Annotated in this window: 18 protein-coding genes; 5 read left to right on the top strand and 13 right to left on the bottom strand. The window is 71.9% G+C overall.

The window, feature by feature from the left end; translation table 11 throughout:
- Positions 1–203: 203 nt before the first annotated feature.
- The 6 genes from LG278_RS03420 to LG278_RS03395 all read right to left on the bottom strand — a co-directional run bounded on the left by LG278_RS03420 (position 204) and on the right by LG278_RS03395 (position 6,663).
- On the bottom strand, positions 204–488 hold the full coding sequence (locus LG278_RS03420; protein ID WP_404390959.1) for a DUF6458 family protein: 285 nt from the start codon (positions 486–488) through the stop codon (positions 204–206).
- Positions 489–560: 72 nt separating this feature from the next.
- Positions 561–1,427, bottom strand: coding sequence for a hypothetical protein (locus LG278_RS03415; protein ID WP_404390957.1), 867 nt, complete (start codon positions 1,425–1,427; stop codon positions 561–563).
- A gap of 38 nt (positions 1,428–1,465) precedes the next feature.
- Positions 1,466–3,331 (bottom strand): NHL domain-containing thioredoxin family protein, encoded by a 1,866-nt coding sequence (locus LG278_RS03410; RefSeq protein WP_404390955.1) that lies wholly within the window; start codon positions 3,329–3,331, stop codon positions 1,466–1,468.
- Positions 3,328–4,134: a carbon-nitrogen family hydrolase gene (locus LG278_RS03405; protein ID WP_404390953.1), complete on the bottom strand. Its 807-nt coding sequence runs from the start codon at positions 4,132–4,134 to the stop codon at positions 3,328–3,330. The genes LG278_RS03410 and LG278_RS03405 overlap by 4 nt, the downstream gene beginning before the upstream one ends.
- 19 nt (positions 4,135–4,153) lie before the next feature.
- The gene (locus LG278_RS03400) at positions 4,154–4,351 is read right to left on the bottom strand and encodes a DUF6767 domain-containing protein (protein ID WP_404390951.1); all 198 of its coding nucleotides are present in this window, start codon (positions 4,349–4,351) and stop codon (positions 4,154–4,156) included.
- A 281-nt stretch (positions 4,352–4,632) separates the two neighbouring features.
- A complete protein-coding gene (locus LG278_RS03395; protein ID WP_404390949.1) occupies positions 4,633–6,663 on the bottom strand; it encodes a cytochrome c oxidase assembly protein in 2,031 nt (676 codons plus the stop codon).
- Between the two features lie 26 nt (positions 6,664–6,689).
- Here LG278_RS03395 and LG278_RS03390 point away from each other — a divergent pair, with 26 nt between their 5' ends.
- Both LG278_RS03390 and LG278_RS03385 read left to right on the top strand, forming a co-directional pair.
- The gene (locus LG278_RS03390) at positions 6,690–7,550 is read left to right on the top strand and encodes a maleylpyruvate isomerase family mycothiol-dependent enzyme (protein WP_404390947.1); all 861 of its coding nucleotides are present in this window, start codon (positions 6,690–6,692) and stop codon (positions 7,548–7,550) included.
- Positions 7,551–7,725: 175 nt separating this feature from the next.
- Positions 7,726–8,514 carry a sigma-70 family RNA polymerase sigma factor gene (locus LG278_RS03385; protein ID WP_404390945.1) on the top strand — a complete coding sequence of 263 codons (789 nt, stop codon included), beginning with the start codon at positions 7,726–7,728 and terminating at the stop codon, positions 8,512–8,514.
- Positions 8,515–8,555: 41 nt separating this feature from the next.
- On the opposite strand, the gene LG278_RS03380 is transcribed toward LG278_RS03385, so the two are convergent.
- Complete coding sequence (locus tag LG278_RS03380) at positions 8,556–9,296, bottom strand: ANTAR domain-containing protein (RefSeq protein ID WP_404390943.1); 741 nt, start codon at positions 9,294–9,296, stop codon at positions 8,556–8,558.
- Between the two features lie 265 nt (positions 9,297–9,561).
- Here LG278_RS03380 and LG278_RS03375 point away from each other — a divergent pair, with 265 nt between their 5' ends.
- Entirely contained in the window at positions 9,562–10,059 is a 498-nt protein-coding gene (locus tag LG278_RS03375) for a MarR family winged helix-turn-helix transcriptional regulator (RefSeq protein ID WP_404390941.1), read from the top strand.
- A 1-nt stretch (position 10,060) separates the two neighbouring features.
- Positions 10,061–11,767, top strand: coding sequence for an MDR family MFS transporter (locus tag LG278_RS03370; RefSeq protein ID WP_404390939.1), 1,707 nt, complete (start codon positions 10,061–10,063; stop codon positions 11,765–11,767).
- Between the two features lie 389 nt (positions 11,768–12,156).
- Here the strand turns inward: LG278_RS03370 and LG278_RS03365 are convergent, their stop codons facing one another.
- The 6 genes from LG278_RS03365 to LG278_RS03340 form a co-directional block, all read right to left on the bottom strand.
- Positions 12,157–13,356, bottom strand: coding sequence for an MFS transporter (locus LG278_RS03365; protein ID WP_404390937.1), 1,200 nt, complete (start codon positions 13,354–13,356; stop codon positions 12,157–12,159).
- 105 nt (positions 13,357–13,461) lie between these two features.
- On the bottom strand, positions 13,462–14,196 hold the full coding sequence (locus tag LG278_RS03360) for an enoyl-CoA hydratase-related protein (protein WP_404390935.1): 735 nt from the start codon (positions 14,194–14,196) through the stop codon (positions 13,462–13,464).
- Positions 14,197–14,284: 88 nt separating this feature from the next.
- Positions 14,285–15,379 (bottom strand): acyl-CoA dehydrogenase family protein, encoded by a 1,095-nt coding sequence (locus tag LG278_RS03355; protein ID WP_404390933.1) that lies wholly within the window; start codon positions 15,377–15,379, stop codon positions 14,285–14,287.
- Positions 15,379–16,527: an acyl-CoA dehydrogenase family protein gene (locus LG278_RS03350; RefSeq protein WP_404390932.1), complete on the bottom strand. Its 1,149-nt coding sequence runs from the start codon at positions 16,525–16,527 to the stop codon at positions 15,379–15,381. Before LG278_RS03350 ends, LG278_RS03355 begins: the two co-directional genes overlap by 1 nt.
- A 131-nt stretch (positions 16,528–16,658) precedes the next feature.
- Positions 16,659–17,468: a sulfite exporter TauE/SafE family protein gene (locus tag LG278_RS03345; RefSeq protein ID WP_404390930.1), complete on the bottom strand. Its 810-nt coding sequence runs from the start codon at positions 17,466–17,468 to the stop codon at positions 16,659–16,661.
- Positions 17,469–17,598: 130 nt separating this feature from the next.
- Positions 17,599–18,987: a rhodanese-like domain-containing protein gene (locus LG278_RS03340; RefSeq protein ID WP_404390928.1), complete on the bottom strand. Its 1,389-nt coding sequence runs from the start codon at positions 18,985–18,987 to the stop codon at positions 17,599–17,601.
- A 237-nt stretch (positions 18,988–19,224) separates the two neighbouring features.
- Between LG278_RS03340 and trxA the strand changes: the two genes are divergently transcribed.
- Positions 19,225–19,602, top strand: a complete 378-nt coding sequence (gene trxA / locus LG278_RS03335) for a thioredoxin (RefSeq protein WP_404390926.1) — start codon at positions 19,225–19,227, stop codon at positions 19,600–19,602.
- Positions 19,603–19,607 lie beyond the last annotated feature (5 nt).

Genomic DNA, 19,607 nt, shown 5'->3' with positions numbered 1-19,607 from the left:
GAGTTCGCCGACTCAGCCGACTCAGCCCGTCACGCGCAGCTGGGCCCCGACCCGGAAACACACCGAGCAGCTGCCAGCTCCTCGCGGTGTGCCGCGCGGGTCTGACAGCTGCTCGGTGTGTTGGCGACTCGGTGGGGCGCGCAGGGCGGCCCGGTGTGCTGCAGAGGACCGTCAGGTCTTCAGACCGTCAGGCCAACCAACCGTCAGAGCGGGCCGTCGCGACGCTCGACGCGGCGCTCGACGACCTCGTCACCGTCGACCCGACGCTCGACGACGTCGGGGGCGCCACGGCGCTCCGCGACGACCGTGTGCTGCGTGCGGTTGCGCTGCGCGTTCATGATGAGGGCCAGCACGATGGCGAGCGCCCCACCGAGCATGAGGATGATGCCCACCGTGTTGAGGTTGGTGCTCAGCAGGTTGCTGTCGAGCGGTGTGAAGTAGAAGATCGCACCGACGACGAGCAGGAAGATCCCAAGTCCGATGCCCATGACGTCTCCTTGACTCGTGGCACGCCATTGTGCGTGCTCCGAGACCTCATACCCCACAGAGGCGCTCGCCTGTCAGCGGCGCCGTGATCGGCCCGAGACCGCCACCCCCACGAGCAGCACGACGGACACGCCGACTGCCACAGCCGAGGCCGCGTAGAGCCACGTCGCCGACAGCCCGTAGGCCGCGTCGGCCAGCGTGCGCACGACCGGCTCGCGCACGAGGTCGATCGCAGGGGCGCGCCCGAGCATGAGGGCCGACGCCAGGCCCACCCCGCCCAGCAACCAGCCGAACGCGATCCACCCGATCGTGGCTCGTCGACGATGGGCGAGCGCGGCCGCCAGGAGCGCGAGGGCCGCCACGAGCACGGGCGCCCAGACACCCCAGGCGTCCGCGACGGCATACACCCGCTTGGCGGTGGCGAGGTCGGAGGCGGCGACGAGGGGGATCTCGAGGGTGGGGCGCAGGGCTGCCGGGTCGGTGACGCCGACCTGCGACAGCACCTGCTCGAGCTCGGGGATCTCGAGCGGGATGAGCATCGTCACCCGACCCCGGCTGTCGAGCCCCGTGTCGGCCCGGCCCTCGAGCACGCCGACGAACTGCCGATGGGTGCTGCGCAGCGCGCCCGCCCACGCGGTGGCGACGCGCGGATCGGCGACGACGGTGGTGGCCACCTGCCGCAGCGGTCCCTCGAGCACCTGCTCCACCGCGGGCTGCAGGGTGACCGCACCGAGCACCCCGGTCACGACGCCGTCGGCGAGCGCCTCCTGCACCTGGGGCTCGCGCACGACGGGGGTGAGCTCGTCGACGAAGACCGTCGTGCGCGTCAGCATGATCGAGGCCCAGACCGCCACGAGCGACAGCGGCAGGAGCACGACTGCCAGCACCCCGCAGACCAGTGAGATCACGGGTCGCACGACTCCGCCGGACTGTTGTGCCACGAGCGCCACCTGACTGTCAGCCGCGGGCCGCGAGGCCCTCAGACTCCCCTGAGATCGAGCACCATCGTGGCATCTGCCGACTCGTCGATGGTGACGGGGATGCCCCAGTCCTGTTGGAAGAGGTGGCAGGCAGCGTGCTCGGGCACCTCGCCCGTGTCGGGGTCTCCGTCGCACGCCGCCGCCTGCACCGACACGTGCAGGGTGCCCTCCGGTATGCCGGGTGCCACCGTGAGCGACCGGCGCAGGCCCCGCGCCCTGCCGCCACCGCCGACGAGGAGCTCGGGTGGGCTGGCCGAGACGTCGAGCATCGTCGGGTCGCCCCACCGGTCGTCGAGCTTCTGGCCCCGGGGCGGCACGAAGGTGACCTCGAGCTCGACGGTGCCGGTGGGCAGTGGCGTCGCCGGTCGCTGGGTGCGACGAGCGGGGCCGTCGACCCGCTGGGCGTCGTCGGGCAGGGCGACACGGACGAGGCGGTGCGCTGCCGACTCGACGACGACGAGCCGGGTCTCCCCCGTGTCGGCGTCGGTCTCGACGACGGCGTCGCTGGGCTCGGCCAGTCCCTGCGCGAGGGTCGTCACCTGGCCGGTCGTCGGGTCGTAGCGGCGGATCGCGCCGTTGTAGGTGTCGCTCACCGCGACCGAGCCGTCCGGGAGCACGGTGACCCCGAGCGGGTGCTGGAGCAGCGCCTCACCGGCATCGCCGTCGCGGTGCCCGAAGTCGAAGAGTCCGGTGCCGACGTGCGACTCGACGACGAGGGTGCCGACCTCGTCCCGGTGCAGCGACCGCAGGGCAGAGGTCTCGGAGTCGGCCACCCAGAGCCTCGCGCCGTCAGCGGAGGTGGCGAGGCCCGAAGGCTGGGCGAACCACGCGTCCAGCACCGGGCCGTCGCGCAGGCCCTCGTTCGTCGTGCCGCCCAGCACCTCGAGGGTGCCTGCCGCAGCGGTCTCTCCCGGTGTCCACGCCCAGAGCTGGTGCGTGCCGGCCATGGCGATGACGACCCGGCCCTCGAACCACGCGAGGTCCCACGGCGTCGACAGCGCCTGCTCCAGCGCAGGGTCGCCGCCGGTGCGCTCGCGCAGCTGCTCGCCCGTTCCGGCGAGGACGTGGATCGACCCGTCGGAGAAGCGGATTCCCTTGAGCTGGTGGTTGGCCGAGTCGGCGACGATGAGGTCGACGCCGAGCGACGCCGCCAGGTCAGGGGTTGCGAGCAGCACGCCCTGCGGCTCGGCCAGTGCGCCCCGGCCACCCCATCGCGCGCGCTCGGTCTCGAGGTCGGCCTCGAGGTGCACGACCTGGTGGTCGGCGGTGTCGGAGACGATGACAGAGCCGTCGGGAAGGGCAGCGGCCTTGCCGGGGAAGCGCAGCGCGGTGTCAGGGGCAGGCGGTGGCACGTAGGGGTCGTCGCCCGGCTGGAGCGTGCCCTTGGCGGCGTGCTCCTCGATGAGCTCGGCGACGAGCGCCGCCAGGCCGGGGCCGTGACCCTCGCCGGACATCGAGGCCACGACGTAGCCCTCGGGGTCGATGACGACGAGGGTCGGCCAGGCGCGAGCCGTGTAGGCCCGCCACGTCGTGAGCTCCGGGTCGTCGAGGACGGGGTGGTGGACGGCATACCGCTCGACGGCTGCGGCCAGCGCGACGGGGTCGGCCTCGTGCTCGAACTTCGGCGAGTGCACGCCGATGATCGTCAGGGCGTCGGGGAAGCGCGCCTCGAGAGGGCGCAGCTCGTCGAGGACGTGGAGGCAGTTGACGCAGCAGAAGGTCCAGAAGTCGAGGACAGTCACGCGACCCCGCAGGTCAGCCAGGTCGAGAGACCGGCCTCCGGTGTTGAGCCAGCCGCGGCCGACGAGCTCGGGGGCGCGCACCCGCACCCGGGAGCGCAGGGTGTCGGAGCCGGTCGGGCTCATCCGAGCCGCCGGTCGGTGAGGACGGGGAAGGACTCACGCCACGCGGCGACCGCGCTGGTGTCGATCTCGATGCTCAGCACCTGCTCGTCAGCGCCGGCGGCGGCCAGAACCTTCCCGGTCGCGTCGACGACCTGCGAGTGGCCGCCCATCTCGTGGCCGGAGTGGGTGCCGGCGGTGTTGCACTGGAGCACGACGCACTGCTCCTCGATCGCGCGGGCGCGGCCGAGCAGCGTCCAGTGCTCGACGCGGCGCATCGGCCACGCGGCCGGGATGACGAGCACCTGGGCGCCGGCGTCGACGAGTCGGCGATAGAGCTCGGGGAAGCGCAGGTCGTAGCACGTCGACAGGCCCACCGGCACGCTGTCCCCGCCCGCGACGGGCACGTCGAGGACGACGAGGTCGTCACCCGCGTCGATGAGCAGCGGCTCGCCCTCGCCGAAGCCGAAGCGGTGGATCTTGCGGTAGGTCGCGACGAGGTCGCCCGTGGGCGAGAAGACGAGGCTGGTGTTCCACAGCCCCTTGTCGCCGGGCTCGAGGGGGTCAGCGCGCTCGATGATAGAGCCGCCGTGCAGGGTCACGCCCGCGTCGCGGGCGGCCTCGGCGAGCGCCCGGGCGACCGGCCCGTCGACGGGCTCGGCCCGCTCGTCCCAGTGCCGATAGTCGAAGCCGCCCGGTGCCCAGAGCTCGGGCAGCACGACGAGGTCGTGCCCGGCCTGGGCTCGCACGAGGTCGGCTGCGCGGCGGGTGCGCTCGGGGACGGACTCGTCGTCGCCGTAGGCGAGCTGGATCAGGGCCACCTTCATGGCACCACTGTCACACGACTCAGCCGGTCGGGTGCAGCGCCTTCCGGCTCGCGAGGACCTCGCGACGCTTCTCGGCGAGCTGCTCACGCATCTCGTCGTCGCTCTCGACGAGGTAGACGAGGCCGCAGTCCTGCGGACCGGTTGCCCCGGGGAAGCACAGGGTGCACGGCTCGCCCAGCCGGATCGGGCACTGCGGTGTCGGCAGCCTTCGCGTCATGTCGGGACCTCCGAACCCATACTACCGGCCGTAGTAGGTCGGTCCGTCCCGGTGGAAAGTGCCCACTCGACTCGGAACTGGGTCGAGTGCCCAGTTCCCGACGCGGCTCCTCGGTAGGAAAGTGCCCACTCGATGTGGGGAGGGGGCCGGCTGGGCACTCGGGATGGGTGGAAAGTGCCCACTCGACTCGGGGCTGGGTCGAGTGCCCAGTTCCCGACGCGGCTCCTCGGTGGGAAAGTGCCCACTCGATGTGGGGAGGGGGCCGGCGGGGCGCCGGGTGGTCAGGCCTTGGTGCGGTCGTCGCGGTCGGCGAGCTGCGCCAGCCGGTCGTTGTATGCCGTGAGCTCGGCATCTCCGTCACGGTCGGCCTTGCGGTCGGCTCGCACCGACTCGGCCCGGTCGCTGCGGAACCACTGCATCGCCACGATGAGGGCCAGCAGGAGCGCCGGCAGCTCGCCGATCGCCCAGGCCACCCCGCCGCCGAAACGCTGGTCGGCGAGGCGGTCAGGCACCCAGGGGATGTCGATCGTCTCGAAGAAGTCACCGCCCAGCACGGTCGTGCCGGTGATCATGGCGACACCGAAGAAGGCGTGGAAGGCGATGGTCGCGAACAGCACGATGAGGCGCAGCGCGGGGCTCCACCGCTTCGGTCCCGGGTCGACACCGACGAGCACCCAGGCGAAGAGGTAGCCGGTGACCATGAAGTGCGCCGTCATGAGCAGGTGGCCGGTGTGCGTCGTCAGCGCGAGCTCGAACAGACCCGTCCAGTAGAAGACGACGAGGCTCATGAAGAAGAACGCCGCCGCGAAGACGGGGTTGCCGAGGACCGCCATGAAGCGGGAGTGGACAATCCCGAGCACCATCTCCCGCGGTCCGAGCGTGCCGTCGTGCCGGGGGCGCAGCGTGCGGAGCGCGAGCGTGACCGGGGCGCCGAGCACCAGGAAGATCGGCACGACCATCGCCTCGAACATGTGAAGCGTCATGTGCCACGAGAAGGCGACGCGCCCGTAGATGCCGAGCACGCCGTTGGTGGCGTAGAGGAAGAGCAGCCAGCCGATGACCCAGGTCACCGTGCGCAGCACCGGCCACGCGTCGCCCCGGCGGCGCAGGCGGACGACGCCCGCGACGTAGAGCCCGATGGCGAGCAGGCCGACCGCGAGGAAGAGCCACTCGACCCGCCAGGCCGTCAGCCACGACATCGCCGTCGGTGCGGGCGGGGCGGGGAAGCCGGTGAGCGCCAGGGCCGCCGACGGGTCGCTCTCCGTCTCGGGCACCGGAGGCGCCGTGCGCGCGAGGGCGGTCGCGATGCCCACGGCAGCCCCCATGACGAGGGTCTCGCCGACCGCCAGCCGGGCGAAGGCCCGCCGGCCCCCTGCGTCGATGCGCTCCAGCATCGCCCGCCGGTGCCACCAGCCGGCGGCGCCGAGGGCCACGAGGGCCACCACCTTGACGAGGACCAGCAGCCCGTAGTCGGTCGTGAGGTCCTGCCAGCCCGACAGTCGCGTCGACGCCGACATGACGCCCGAGATGCCGACGATGACGAAGCACCACAGGGCCAGGCTCGAGTAGCGCCGCGCGACGACCCGAAGCGAGTCCCCGAGCGACCGGCGGAGCACGACGAGCCCGAGCAGACCGCCGAGCCACAGTGAGACGCCGACGAGGTGGGCGCCGAGGGCGTTGACGGCCGTCTCGTGGTCGGACGAGCCTCCCGCGTGGCCGGCGGGCGCGAGCACGAGCACCCCGAAGAGGGCGACCACGGTGAGCGCCACAGTGGCGGCGCGGGTCGTGGCGAGCGCGGCCCCGGTGGCGACGACGAAGGCCGCCATGGCCGACAGGACCATGACGCGGAGCGTGTCGATCGACCAGGCCGACGCCAGGAGCTGGGCGCCGAAGGTGGGCTCGCTGAGCGGCATACCGGCTGCGTCGGCGAAGGTCAGCACGACCCCCACGGCGGCGGCGAGGGCCCAGACGAAGGCCGCGCCCGTCGCCACCTTGAGGGCGAGCGCACGGCGCGGCTCCCCCGGGGCCGCACTCGCGGCGCGCGTCGCACCCGGGACCATCGTGGCGGCGAGCAGGAGCACACCGAGCGTGAGCGCCGCCGCGACGTCGCTGACGACCCGGACGAGCGGCAGCGCCGCGCGCACGACGGGGCCGGCGTCGGTGATGCCCGGGGGCGGGGCGGCCACAGCACCCGAGAACCGTGCCGCCAGGAGGCTCGAGACCAGCCCGACGGCCACGACACCGACCGTGACCCCGATCGTCAGGGAGGTGCGGCGCTCCGCGGAGGAGAAGGCTCGCGGCACGGACGACATGGCTCAAGGGTAAGTAGTGTGGCGCCATGCCCATGCATCCGGCCGCCCCGGACGACCGCACCGGTCTGATCGACGCGCTCGACCAGACCGTCCAGTCCGTCATCGACCTTGGCTTCGGCTGCCGCGACGAGGACTTCGACCGGCCCACCCACTGCCCGGGATGGTCGGTGAAGGACCAGATCTCGCACGTCGTCGGCGTCGAGAAGTCCTTTGCCGGCATCCGTGCCGATCACGTCGACGTGCCCGACTACCCGCACCTGCGCCACGACGCGGGTCGAGACATCGAGCGAGAGGTGGAGGCCCGGCGCGGACGCACCGGCCGTGCGGTCGTCGCCGAGCTCGCCGACTTCCACCCGGAGCGCATCGCGTCGCTGCGCGAGTCACCCGCCGACCTCGACACGGTCGTCGGCGGCGCGCTCGGGCCCGAAACGACTTTCGGACATCTTCTGCGCATGCGCGTCATGGACACGTGGTGCCACGAGCAGGACATCCGCAACGCGCTCGACCGGCCCGGCAACCTCGACACCCCCGCCGCCGCCGTCTTCACCGAGGCGGCCCTGCGCGCCCTGCCACGCATCATCTCGCGGGTGGCCGGCATCGGCGCAGGCCACGCCGTCGTCGTCGACGTCACCGGCCCCGTGGTCGCCCGCGAGGGTGCACGTGTCATCACCGGTGAGGACGAGCGCCCTTACGGAGAAGCGCTTTTCAGCGGCCACCACCGGCCCGACGGCGAGGAGCAGCTCGACGTCACGTCGATCCACCTGACGACCGACGCCCTCACGCGGCGGGCTGCGGGACGGCGCTCGACCGACGAGATCCACTACACCGTGACCGGTGACGAGGAGATCGCGCGCCGGGTCCTCGACGCGCTCGTCGTCACCTCCTGAGGCGCCCCGGGAGGCTGCCGAGAGGGCTGGTCCGCGGGGCCACGGGCCCCGCTGTCGCATACACCATTTCGAGCCCCAATGGGAACCCCAACCGCCTTGCTATTCAGGGCTGAGCGGCCTAGCGTCAAGGTGTCGGTCAAGCCAGCGCCGTATCGGGGGATCACCCGGAGGACCCATGACCGACATCCTGTCGGGTCCGCGCAAGGATGCGCAGACTCGTAATCTCATCTCAGAGCTACGCACCGCGGAGAGCAAGGCCGACCGCACCCGGGCACTGGAGCGCGTGACCATGCTCCACCTGCCGCTCGCCCGCTCCCTCGCCCACCGCTACTCGGGCAAGGGCCTCGACCGGGAGGACCTCGAGCAGGTCGCCTTCCTGGCCCTGCTCAAGGCGATCCAGCGCTTCGACCTCAGCAAGCCGACGGAGTTCGGCGCCTACGCGACGCCGACCATCACCGGCGAGCTGCGCCGCCACTTCCGCGACCACGGGTGGCTCGTCCGTCCGCCGCGCGAGCTGCAGGAGCGCCGCCAGCTCGTCACCGACGCCCGCTCCCGGCTCGAGCAGCAGCTCGGGCACGACCCGGCCGTCGACGAGCTCGCCGAGGAGCTCGAGCTCACCACCGAGTCGGTGCGCGAGGCGCAGGTCGCCGCGAGCAACCTGCGTCCCGCCTCGCTTGACGCGACCACGGCCGACGGCAGCCGGCCGGTGCTCGACCTCTTCGACAGCAACGCCCGTGGCAGCTCCGACCCGGCGCTAGACGAGGGCATCGTCGTGCGCACGGCTCTCGAGCGGCTGCCTGCCCGTGACCAGCGCATCGTCGAGCTGCGCTTCACCAACGACCTCACGCAGGCCGAGATCGCCCAGTCGATGGGCCTGTCAGCGATGCAGGTCAGCCGCCTGCTGCGCCGCACCCTCGACACCCTGCGCACGACGCTCGACGCCGAGGGCATCCGCTCCGCCTGAGAGCGAGCCACAACCGACCGCGAGGCCTGCGGCCGGGAGGGTCAGGACGAGCGCGTCGCGCCGAACTGGCTCTCCTGGCCCTCGACCACCTGTGCGGCGACGTGGGCGAGCTTCATGTTGAGCTCCTGCGACGTGCGCCGCAGCAGGTCGAAGGCCTCCTGGCCGTTGATGTGGTGCGCCGACATGAGCAGACCGACGGCCTTGCCGATCTCGCGGTTGCTCTGGAGGCCCTCGCGCAGGGTCGCCGCCTCCTCGCGGGCCCGGATCGCCATGAGCGCCACCGAGGCGAACGACGCGATGACCGCCCCGACGTCGGCGGATTTCGCCGTCAGCCCGTTGGGGGTGTCGGAGAAGAGGTTGAGCGCGCCGACCTTGTCGCCGTCGAGGAGGAGCCGGTAGCCGATCGCCGAGCGCACCGGCGTCTCGGCGACGATGCGCGCGGTGAAGCGCGGCCACGGCGTGCGGGCGTCGGTCAGGTCGGGGTCGTGCTGGTAGGCCTCGTCGAGGATGGCGTCGACGCACGGGCCCTCGCCCAGCTCGAGCTCGATCTGGTCGATGCGGCGGGCGATGTCGTCGGTGCTGGCAGCCGTGGCGTAACGGTCACGGGTGCGCACGAGCAGCGACGCGCGGTCGCACCCGTCGACGAGCCGCTTGGCGGCGTCGACGACGGCCTGGTGGATCGATCCCGAGTCGGCGCCCGCGTAGATGAGGGCGGACAGCTGCCGGAACACGTCATGGATCGTCGCATCGACGGACTGTGCTGACGGGTTCTCGCTCGACATAAGACTCCTCTGTGGCGCTGCACCTGCTGCCGCGGGGCCAGGACTGCCCTGCGGTGCGCCGCCATCATCCCATCTCCCCCCGGAGTGCAGCGCTCAGCGCCCAGACAAGCACAAAGCGGACCGGGGTGCGACCGAGTGACCACGCGACCGACCACGCGACAGACCACCCCAGACCACCCCATACCGACATAGCCGGGCTTGACGACCTCCGGGACGCGACTGATACTTGCTTGCTGCAAGCAATCATTCTCGGGAAGGTGGGCCCATGGCCGTCAGCCACCAGGAGGCGAACGACGTCTTCCTGTCCCTGCTGCGCGTGCAGAAGCTGCTCCTGGCAGCCCGCCACACGTCCCCGCGCGTGCACGAGGGCGTCGACGTGGCGGCATACCCCGTGCTCTTCGTCATCGCGGGTGCCGGACCGGTGCGCGTCTCCGACATCGCGACCAACCTGCACAGCGACGTGTCGACGGTGAGCCGGCAGGTGAGCGCCCTCGTGACCCACGGCCTCGTGGCCAAGGAGACCGACCCGACCGACGGGCGGGCGCAGGTCGCCTCGCTCACCGACGAGGGCCGCTCCGTGCTGCGGCGCATCCAGTCCTCGCGCGCCCAGTGGTTCCAGGGGCTGCTCGCCGACTGGGACGGCGAGGCCGCCACCACCTTCACCCGGCAGCTGCGCTCCCTCGGCGACGCGCTCGACGCGCACCTGGGGGAGCGCGGCCAAGCCCTTCCCATCCTCCCCTTCGACTCCACCCAGGAGCAGTGACATGGACGAAGTGACAGCAGGGGGGCCCCGGACCGCGGCGCCAGCCCCGCTCTCCCACAAGGAGATCGTGACGATCCTCATCGGTCTGATGATGGGGATGTTCCTCGCGGCCCTGGACCAGACGATCGTCGCGAGCGCCATGCGCGTCATCGCCGATGACCTCCAGGACCTCGCCGGGCAGGCGTGGGTCACGACGGCCTACCTCATCACGGCCACCATCACGACGCCGCTCTACGGCAAGCTCGGTGACATCTACGGGCGCAAGAAGCTCTTCCTCTTCGCCATCACGATCTTCACGATCGGCTCGATGCTGTGCACCTTCGCGTGGTCGATCCCGTCGCTCGCCGCGTTCCGTGCGGTGCAGGGCCTCGGCGCCGGCGGTCTCTTCTCGCTCGCCCTCGCGATCATCGGTGACATCGTGCCGCCGCGCGAGCGCGCGAAGTACCAGGGCTACTTCCTGGCCGTCTTCGGCACCTCGAGCGTCATCGGTCCCGTCGTCGGCGGCATCCTCTCCGACCAGGAGACCATCCTCGGCATCACCGGCTGGCGCTGGGTCTTCCTCGTCAACGTGCCGATCGCCATCGCCGCGCTGGTTGTCGTGTCGCGCACGCTGCACCTCAAGCACACGCGCCTCGACCACCGCGTCGACTACTGGGGCGCGATGGCACTCACCGTCACCCTCGTGCCGCTGCTCATCGTGGCCGAGCAGGGTCGCCAGTGGGGCTGGGACTCCCCGACCGCGATCGCCTGCTACGTCATCGGCCTGATCGGCTTCGTCGCGTTCATCCTCATCGAGCGCTCGATGGCCGAGGAGGCGCTCATCCCGCTGCGCCTCTTCCGCAACCGCACCATCGCCTCGGCCTCGATCAGCTCGGTCTTCATCGGCATGGGCATGTTCGGTGGCCTCGCCGCGCTGCCGCTCTATCTGCAGATCGTCAAGGGCTCCAGCCCGATGGAGGCCGGCCTGCAGCTGCTGCCGATGACCCTCGGCATCATGGCCGGCTCGATCTTCTCGGGCCAGATGATCTCCCGCACCGGCCGCTACCGCATCTTCCCCATCATCGGCTCGGCGCTGCTCGTCCTGTCGCTCTTCGCCTTCCACTACGTCGGCGCCGACACCCCGCTGTGGCAGACGATGATCGCGATGGTCTTCTTCGGCATCGGCCTCGGCTTCAACTTCCAGCCGCTGACCCTCGCCGTGCAGAACGCCGTCGACCGCCGCGACATGGGCGTGGCCACCTCGTCGGCGACCTTCACCCGGCAGATCGGTGGCACGCTCGGCACCGCGGTCTTCCTCTCGATCCTCTTCTCGCAGGCCGGCACGAAGATCACCGAGGCCTTCGCCGCGATCGCGCCGACCCCGGCCTTCCAAGCGGCCCTGCGCAACCCGACGGGCGGCGACCCCGCCGCCAACAAGGCCTTCGCCGAGCAGCTCGCGGCCTCGCAGCAGTCGGGCAGCACCGGTGGCGGCATCGGAGGGGCGGCACTCTCGGACAGCTCGTTCATCAACCAGCTCGACCCGACGCTGGCCAAGCCGTTCCTCGTGGGCTTCTCCGACGCCATGTCGGTCGTCTTCCTCGTGGCGGCCGGGGTGCTCGTGCTCGCGTTCGTCGCCTCGCTCTTCCTCCCGCACGTCGACCTCGGCCCCAAGCCGGGGGCGGAGGCAGCCGAGGACGACGACGCCGTCGTGGTCCCCGCCGGCCACTGACCGCCCCACCCCGTCGAGAGGCCAATCCTGGTCGCCTCGACGAGTCGAGAGGCCACTTCTTGCCGCGCGCAGGAGGTGGCCTCTCGCTGTTGTTGGGTCCCAGCACGACTGAGCCGCCGTATGCCGTCCGCCCCCGATCGCCAGCCCGCCCGGACCGCGCCCCCGCCGGCCCCCCACCCGTCGACGGGCCAAGACACGCCGCCTCCCCGAGTCGAAAGGCCAAAACTGGCCGCCCCCGTGAGCCGAGAGGCCAATTGTCGCCGGGCGAAGAGCGGCCACTCGACGTCACCGCACCCGACCAGGTGTGGCCACTCGACGTGGTGGGGGCGACCAGGTGTGGCCACTCGACTCAGCGCAGCCGACCAGGAGTGGCCACTCGACGTGCGGGGTCAGCGCAGATTGTGCAGCTCGCGGCGGGTGAGGAAGGCGCGGGTGCCGAGCGCCATGACGAAGGCGAAGCCTCCGGCGACCACCGCCACCGCGTAGCCGTGCTGGGCACCGATGCGGTCGATGACCACGCCCGAGACGGCCGACCCGACGGCGATGCCGATGATGAGGCCGGTGAGCACGATCGTCATGCCCTCGTTGAGCTGGGCCTTCGGCACGATCCGCTCGATGAGGTTCATCGTCGTGATGAGCGTCGGGGCCGTCGCCATGCCGGCGAGCAGCATGAGGCCAGCGAGCGCCCAGAGGTTGGGGGCGAAGAAGACCGGCACCTGCAGCACGGCCATGCCGAGCGTTCCGACCATGAGCAGCTTGACGAGGTTGCGACCGTGCGAGAAGTGGCCGAAGACGAGCCCGGCGGCGGCCGACCCCACGGCATACAGCGCCAGGATGCCCCCGGCGGCGCCCGGTGCCCCGGCCTCCTCCGAGACCGCGAGCGTCACGACCTCGTTGACCCCGAAGATCGCACCCGTCATCACCATGATGAAGGCGAGCGGCACGAGGCCCGGCACCGTGTGGGCGTGCTCGGTCGGACGCTCGTGGTGCGGCACGACGGGCGGCTCGGTCGACCGGGCGGAGATGAAGACGAGGACGCCCACGGCATACGCGATGGTGGCGAAGAGGAAGCCCGCCTCGGGGAAGAACGCCGTCGAGAGCCAGATCGCGAGCACCGGCCCGATGACGAAGGTGACCTCCTCCATGACCTGCTCGAACGACATCGCCGAGTGCAGGTTGCGCGGGTCGTGGGCAAAGATGTGCGACCAGCGGGCGCGGGCCATGGTGCCGAGGTTGGGGATGGCGCCGCAGAGCGGGAAGGTGATGAAGAGCAGCCAGGTCGGCCAGCCGCGCAGCGACGTGAGCACGGTCATCACGGCCCAGAAGCCCGACCAGAGGAAGAACGGGATCGCGATGCGCCGCTGGCCATAGCGGTCGACGAGCCGCCCGAGGAAGGGCGCACACACCGCGAGCGAGACCATGCCGACGGCGACGACGGCGCCCGCGAGCTCGTAGGAGCCGGTGCGCGCCGCGACCATCGCCACGACGGACACGCCGAACATCGACCCGGCCGAGCGGGCCGTGAAGCCTCCGGCGATGAACCTGCGGGCACCCGGGACCTCGAAGAGAGGTCGGTAGGTAGCCAGCACGATCTCTCCAACTCTGCCGGGGACGGGGGACGGTCAGCGCACCGGACCGGGCCCGGGCCAACCTCCCCATACTTGCACCAGAGCCCGATCGGGCCGAATCGGCGTCTAGCCCTCGCGGCGACGCAGCGACCACATCTGCGGTGACCGCTCGAGCTCGACGGCGACGTCCCACGGCATGCCGCCCGGCACCGTCTCGCGCCGGAAGCTCGCGACCGTGCGGCGCGCGAGCTCGGGGTCCGCGGCCACCCGGCTCGCCAGCCCCAGGGCGCGGTCCAGCACGTCGCCGTCGTCGTATGCCGCCCATGCCAGTCCCAGCGAGACAGCACGCTCGCCGTCGACCTCCTCGCCGAAGAGCCCCAGCGCAGCGGCGGCCTCGCGGCCGGCGACCCGATTGAGGAGGGTGAAGTGCCCACCCCCGGGGTGGATGCCGATCTGGGCGAAGCCGGGGAGCAGCCGGGCGGTGCGCGAGACGATGCGCAGATCGGTGGCGAGCGCGAGGTTGAGGCCGGCGCCGACGGCGGCGCCCCGCACGGCGGCGATGGTGGGCACGGCGACCTCGCCGATCGTCGTGAAGGCGCGATAGACGGTCTCGAGGTTGCGGTAGGCGCCGTCCTCGACCGGGTCGCGACCGGTGTCGGCGAGCACGCTGCGCACGGCGCCGGCACAGAAGTGCGGGCCTCCGGTGACGACGAGCGCGCCGACTGCTGCGTCGGCCTCGGCCGCGCGGGCCGCGTCGATGAGCTCCTGCGACATCTCCACCGAGAGCGCGTTGCGCCGCTCGGGGGCATCGAGGGTGAGCACGGCGACGCCGTCGGCCACCTCGTAGCGGACCTCGGTCATGGGCTGGATCTCCTTCGTCGAGTGCTCAGTTTCCGACACCGCTCACCCGGCGAGCACTCACCTTCCGACGCCCCACCCCGTCGAGTGCTCACTTCTCACCCGTCGGGACAGAGGCACTCGACGGCTTGGCTCGTCCGGTCGTCATGAGCGACCACAGCCGGTCGTGGCCGGCCGACACGGCGAGGCTCGTCAGCGTCTCGTCCCACTCGTGGAGCGAGCCGTACTCACTGCGTCGGGCGAGGATGGGCTTGGTCAGCGTGTGCAGCTCGTGCTCGAGTGTCGTGCCGATCGCGCCGAGCACCTGGTGGGCTCCGCGCACGACGACCGACGACCCGTGACCGACGCACGACTTGGCCACGCCGACGGCGAAGAGCATGCCGGGGTCGGTCCAGTTCGTCGCCGAGGCTCTCGCGACGGCGGCGTCGGTCGCCGCACGCCCGAGCGCCGTCTCGGCCGCGATGTCGCTGACGAGGTGCTGCACCGCCTGGAAGCGCCCGATCGGCCGACCGAACTGGGTGCGCTCGGCGACGTGGCGCAGCACGATCTCGACGATGCGCTCCATCGCGCCGACGACCTGGGCACTGCGGGCGAGTGCCCCACGCAGGTGGAACTGCTCGCCCACCGCGTGCGACACGACGACGCCGCCCTCGAGCTGGTCGACCTCGAACTCGACGGTGTCGCAGGGCTCGCCGGCGATGTTGCGCCGCTCGGTGAGCACGACGTGCTCGATGGGCACGTCGGCAACGCGCCACTCGTCGCCGTCCTCCCAGAGCGCCACGACATGGGTCGCGTCCCGGGCCCACGTGACGTTGAGGGCGACCCCCGAAGGGTCCGGACGGCATACGGTGCGCAGCCCCCCGTCGTCGGGCAGTCCGGCTGCCTCGAGCAGCCACCCGGCGAGCACGTCGTGCTCGACGAGCGGCACCGGGGCCGCGGCCCCGGCGGCGATGCCGAGCAGCGCCGCCGCGTCGGCCCAGGTGCCACCGCTGCCCCCGCGCTCGGGCGACCCGGTGAGCCGGGTGAGGCCGAGCTCCTCGAGCTGGGCCCAGAGCTCGCGGTCGAGGTCGACGACGTGCGTGGGCGTCGCGCGCCTGCTGCGGTATGCCGCGAAGAGCTCGGTCAGCACGCCCACGAGGTCGGGGTCGGCGCCGTGCAGCTCGACGAGGGGCGGGCCCGAGGTCATCAGCGCATCCCCAGCCCGCGGGCGATGACCCCGCGCAGGATCTCGTTGGTGCCGCCACGCAGGGTGAAGCCGGGCCGCTGCAGGATGGCGGCGTGCAGGAGGGTGTAGAGCTCGTCGTCCTGCACCCATCCGCTGGCAGTGAGTCCGTCGACGTAGTCGGCGATGTCGCCCTCGGTCGTCGTGCCGAGCACCTTGACGATGGCGGCGGTGGTGTCGGCGGGCTCGTGCGCCTCGAGGGCGTGCGAGACGGCGAAGGACATCTGGTGCAGGCCGGCGACCCGCGCGACGAGCCGGCCGAGGCCCTCGTCGAGCGGCAGGCGCCCGTCGTCCATCGCCTGCGCGGCAGACGCGAGCAGCTGGTAGGTCGACAGGACCCGCTCCGGACCGCTGCGCTCGAAGGCCAGCTCGGAGGTGACCTGCGCCCAGCCCGCGCCGAGCCGTCCGAGCACCCGGTCGTCGGGCACGAAGACACCGTCGAGGTGCACCTCGTTGAAGTGGTGGTCGCCGTTCATCGAGACGATCGGCCGGATGTGTACGTCGGGCCCACGCAGGTCGACGATGAACTGGCTGAGGCCGTCGTGGCGGCGCACCGGGTCGAGCGGCTCCGTGCGCGCGAGCGCGAAGAAGGCGTCGGCCTCGTGGGCACCGCTCGTCCAGACCTTGGTGCCGGTGAGCCGCCAGCCGCCGTCGACCCGATCGGCGCGGGTGCGCACGCTCGCGAGGTCGGACCCCGAGTCGGGCTCGCTCATGCCGATGCCGAAGACGAGCTCGCCCCGGCTGATGGCGGGGAGGAAGGCCTGCTTCTGCTCCTCGGTGCCGTAGGTCAGCAGGGAGGGGCCGATCTGGCGCTCGGCGATCCAGTGGGCCGCGACGGGTGCGCCGGCGACGAGCAGCTCCTCGGTGACGACGAAGCGCTCGAGGTAGGTGCGGCCGCGGCCTCCGTAGCGCTCCGGGATGACCATGCCGAGCCAGCCGCGACGGCCGAGCTCACGAGTGAAGCCGCGGTCCCAGCGGGTCAGCCACGTGTCGACGTGGGGCTCGAAGGCACCCTCGCGCACCTGGTCGGCGAGGAAGCCACGCACCTCGAGCCGCAGGTCGGTGAGCGCAGGAAGCTCCCTGGGGACGGGGGGGAGCAGACCGGCAGCCATGCCTTCCCTTCCTCGGACGGGCGGTGTGTCGGCCACTCTCCCACACCCTCGCCGTCGGTCTCCGTCGCCCTCCACCGCCCCTTCGCGACCCCGTCGTCACCCTCAGGAGGCCGGTATGCCGCGTGGCCGGGTCAGCCGATCACGCCGAGGCTGCGGGCGGCGGTGTAGAGCGCGACGACGATGAGCAGGAGCGCAAAGGCGATGGTGAGGCGCCGGGGGTCGACCGCGCCGGCGACGCGTCCTCCGACGAGGCTGCCCGCGATCGCAGCGACCGTGAAGGTCGCGATGAGGGGCCAGTCGAGGTCGGCGCCCCCGTGGCCGAGGCGCGCCCAGAGAGCGGTCGCGCTGTTGACGGCGATGACCAGCAGCGAGGTGCCGACCGCGGTGGGCATCGGGAAGCCGAGCGCGAGCACGAGGGCGGGCACGAGGACGAAGCCGCCACCCACTCCGAAGAAGCCGGTGACGAGGCCGACCGCCGTGGCCGTCACGACCACCTTGGCCACCCGGGGGCAGGCACACGAGAAGGGCCGCAGGGTGAGCATCGGCTCCGTCGTCGGGTCGAGCGGCTGGCCCGGAGTCGCCGGGCGCAGTGCCCGACGCAGCATGAGCGTCGCGACGACGAGCATGAGTCCCGCGAAGGCGACGAGCAGGGTCGTGCCGGGCACCGCCCGCGAGAGTGCCGACCCGGCGAACGAGCCGGCCGTGCCGAGAGCACCGAAGAGCAGCCCCGCGCCGAAGCGCACGCGGTGCGCCCGGGCGTGCGGGATGACGGCGATGACCGCGGTGAGCCCGACGATGATGAGCGAGCTCGTGATCGCGTCATCCGGCTCCTGACCGAGCACGTAGACGAGTGCCGGCACGGTGAGGATCGACCCGCCGCCCCCGAGGGCGCCGAGGGCGAGCCCGATGAGCAGGCCGAGAGGGATGGCCGTCAGCAGCACGGGTCGGGTGCTCCTGACGCAGGGCGTGATGGGCAGCGGTCGACCGCGGCGCTCGCGGCAGCCGTGGTGGACACGGGGGCCGGGGCTGCCGCGGGAGCCGTGCCGAGCGTGGGGGCCTCGAGGACGAGCATCACGCCGCGACTCGGACGGGCAGCCCCGACGCAGCGGCGTGCTCGTCGTAGCTGTCGTCGACGGCCACGACGTGGTGGCCGTGGGCGGCCAGCACGGAGGCGGCGACCGAGGCGCGGTAACCGCCGGCACAGTGCACCCAGACCTCGCCTGAGGGGGCGTCGTCGACGCGGCCGAGCAGCTCGTGCAGCGGGATGTTGACCGCGCCGTCGATGTGCGACGCGGTGAACTCGGACGCGCGCCGCACGTCGAGCACCGCGACGCGTCGGTGGTGGCGCACCTGTGCCAGGTCGGCGAAGCTCCCGCGCTCGAACGACGCGATCGGTCCGTCGGTCCAGTCCTCGGGCGTGCCCGTGGCCGCCCCCTCGAGCTCGTCGATGCCGATGCGCACCAGCTCGCGCTGGGCCTCGGCGACCTGCTCTGGCGTCTCGCCGAGCAGCGTGAGGGGCGTGCCCCAGGGGATGAGCCATCCGAGGTAGGTCGCGAACTGCCCGTCGATGCCGAAGTTCAGCGTGCCGGTGACGTGGCCCGCGGCATAGGCCGTGCGGTTGCGCAGGTCGACGACCCACTCCCCGTCGGCGATGCGCCGGGCAAGCACGACCTTGTCGGCCTGCTCCGGGGCACTGAGGTCGGGGGCGTCGGGGCCGGCACTGTTGGCCGGGGCCATGTGGGCGTAGTAGGCCGGGTAGTCGTCGAGGCCGGCGAGGGTGTCGGCGACCCAACGCTCCTCGTCGTCGGTCAGGGCGGGGTTGGTGCGCCGCTCCTGGCCGATGGTCGAGGCCGTCGCCTCACCCGCCCCGCCGGCCGAGCAGAAGCTGCCGAAGCCGTGGGTGGGCAGCACGTGGGTGTGCTCGGGCAGCTCGTCGGCGAGGCGGTGCGCCGATGCGAACTGGTGGTGCACGAGGTCGTGGGTGTGCGCCTCGCCGAGCAGGTCGGGGCGCCCGGTGGCGCCGAAGAGCAGCGAGCCACCGGTGAAGACGCCGACCGGCTCGAGCTCCCCGCCGTCACCGTCCTCGGGTGTCGCGTCGAGGGCGTAGGACAGGTGGGTGAAGGTGTGGCCCGGGGTGGCGATGACGCGCACCCGCATCGAGTCGGACACGTCGATGACGTCGCCGTCGCGCACCGGCACGCGGTCGTAGGAGACCTCGTCGGCGGCGTTGACGAGGTAGGAGGCCCCCGTGGCCTGCGCGAGGGCGAAGCCGCCCGTGACGTAGTCGTTGTGGATGTGGGTCTCGAGGACGTGCGTGATGGAGACGCCGGCCTCGTCGGCGAGCGCGAGGACCCGGTCGATGTCACGCTGGGGGTCGACGACGATCGCGACGCGCCCGTCATGGGCGAGGTAGCTGCGGTCACCGAGGGTGGGGGTGTCGATGGCGACGATGGTGGGCATCGAGCGCTCCTTCCGGATGTCGGCTGACAGAGGTGCTGGCATACCCTTGGGGGTATCAGTCTCGACCAACCGTAACGCGTCGCCCCGCCTTCCGTCGAAACGGGGCTCGGCCGTGTGACATACACCACCGGGTATGCCGCGAGGCTGAGGAATGTGGCGGAAGTCGCCTCGGTTGTATACCCCGACGGGTATAGTTTCCCACCAGAGCAGGAACGCCCGCGCCCCGAAGGAGATCGCATGTCCACCCGCACCCTGACCTCGGCCGACTTCGCGTCGACCATCGCCACCGAGGGCATCGTCCTCGTCGACTTCTGGGCCGCCTGGTGCGGCCCGTGCCGGATGTTCGCCCCGGTCTACGAGGCGGCCTCCGAGAAGCACCCCGACATCGTCTTCGGCAAGATCGACACCGAGGCCGAGCAGTCCCTCGCCTCAGCGGCGCGGATCACCTCGATCCCGACGCTGATGGCCTTCCGCGACGGGATCCTCGTCTTCAGCCAGCCCGGCGCCCTGCCGGCAGCCGGCCTCGAGCAGGTCATCACCGCGGTCCGCGGCCTCGACATGGACGACATCCGCCGTCAGGTCGCCGCCCAGCAGACCGACGACGTCACGGCCTGACCTGC

The sequence above is a fragment of the Humibacillus xanthopallidus genome (assembly GCF_044793955.1).
GTDB classification, from domain to species: Bacteria; Actinomycetota; Actinomycetes; order Actinomycetales; family Dermatophilaceae; genus Humibacillus; species Humibacillus xanthopallidus_C.
Note: the sequence above shows the minus strand (reverse complement) of the source record. Positions and strands in the feature narration are given on the sequence as shown.

Bases quoted from the DNA above. Each gene is read 5' to 3' on its own strand.
- LG278_RS03340 (WP_404390928.1), bottom strand. From the start codon at position 18,987: ATGCCCACCATCGTCGCCATCGACACCCCCACCCTCGGTGACCGCAGC.
- LG278_RS03375 (WP_404390941.1), top strand. From the start codon at position 9,562: ATGGCCGTCAGCCACCAGGAGGCGAACGACGTCTTCCTGTCCCTGCTG.
- LG278_RS03360 (WP_404390935.1), bottom strand. From the start codon at position 14,196: ATGACCGAGGTCCGCTACGAGGTGGCCGACGGCGTCGCCGTGCTCACC.
- trxA (WP_404390926.1), top strand. From the start codon at position 19,225: ATGTCCACCCGCACCCTGACCTCGGCCGACTTCGCGTCGACCATCGCC.
- LG278_RS03390 (WP_404390947.1), top strand. From the start codon at position 6,690: ATGCCCATGCATCCGGCCGCCCCGGACGACCGCACCGGTCTGATCGAC.
- LG278_RS03400 (WP_404390951.1), bottom strand. From the start codon at position 4,351: ATGACGCGAAGGCTGCCGACACCGCAGTGCCCGATCCGGCTGGGCGAG.
- LG278_RS03355 (WP_404390933.1), bottom strand. From the start codon at position 15,379: ATGACCTCGGGCCCGCCCCTCGTCGAGCTGCACGGCGCCGACCCCGAC.
- LG278_RS03350 (WP_404390932.1), bottom strand. From the start codon at position 16,527: ATGGCTGCCGGTCTGCTCCCCCCCGTCCCCAGGGAGCTTCCTGCGCTC.
- LG278_RS03395 (WP_404390949.1), bottom strand. From the start codon at position 6,663: ATGTCGTCCGTGCCGCGAGCCTTCTCCTCCGCGGAGCGCCGCACCTCC.
- LG278_RS03410 (WP_404390955.1), bottom strand. From the start codon at position 3,331: ATGAGCCCGACCGGCTCCGACACCCTGCGCTCCCGGGTGCGGGTGCGC.
- LG278_RS03370 (WP_404390939.1), top strand. From the start codon at position 10,061: ATGGACGAAGTGACAGCAGGGGGGCCCCGGACCGCGGCGCCAGCCCCG.
- LG278_RS03405 (WP_404390953.1), bottom strand. From the start codon at position 4,134: ATGAAGGTGGCCCTGATCCAGCTCGCCTACGGCGACGACGAGTCCGTC.
- LG278_RS03380 (WP_404390943.1), bottom strand. From the start codon at position 9,296: ATGTCGAGCGAGAACCCGTCAGCACAGTCCGTCGATGCGACGATCCAT.
- LG278_RS03385 (WP_404390945.1), top strand. From the start codon at position 7,726: ATGACCGACATCCTGTCGGGTCCGCGCAAGGATGCGCAGACTCGTAAT.
- LG278_RS03420 (WP_404390959.1), bottom strand. From the start codon at position 488: ATGGGCATCGGACTTGGGATCTTCCTGCTCGTCGTCGGTGCGATCTTC.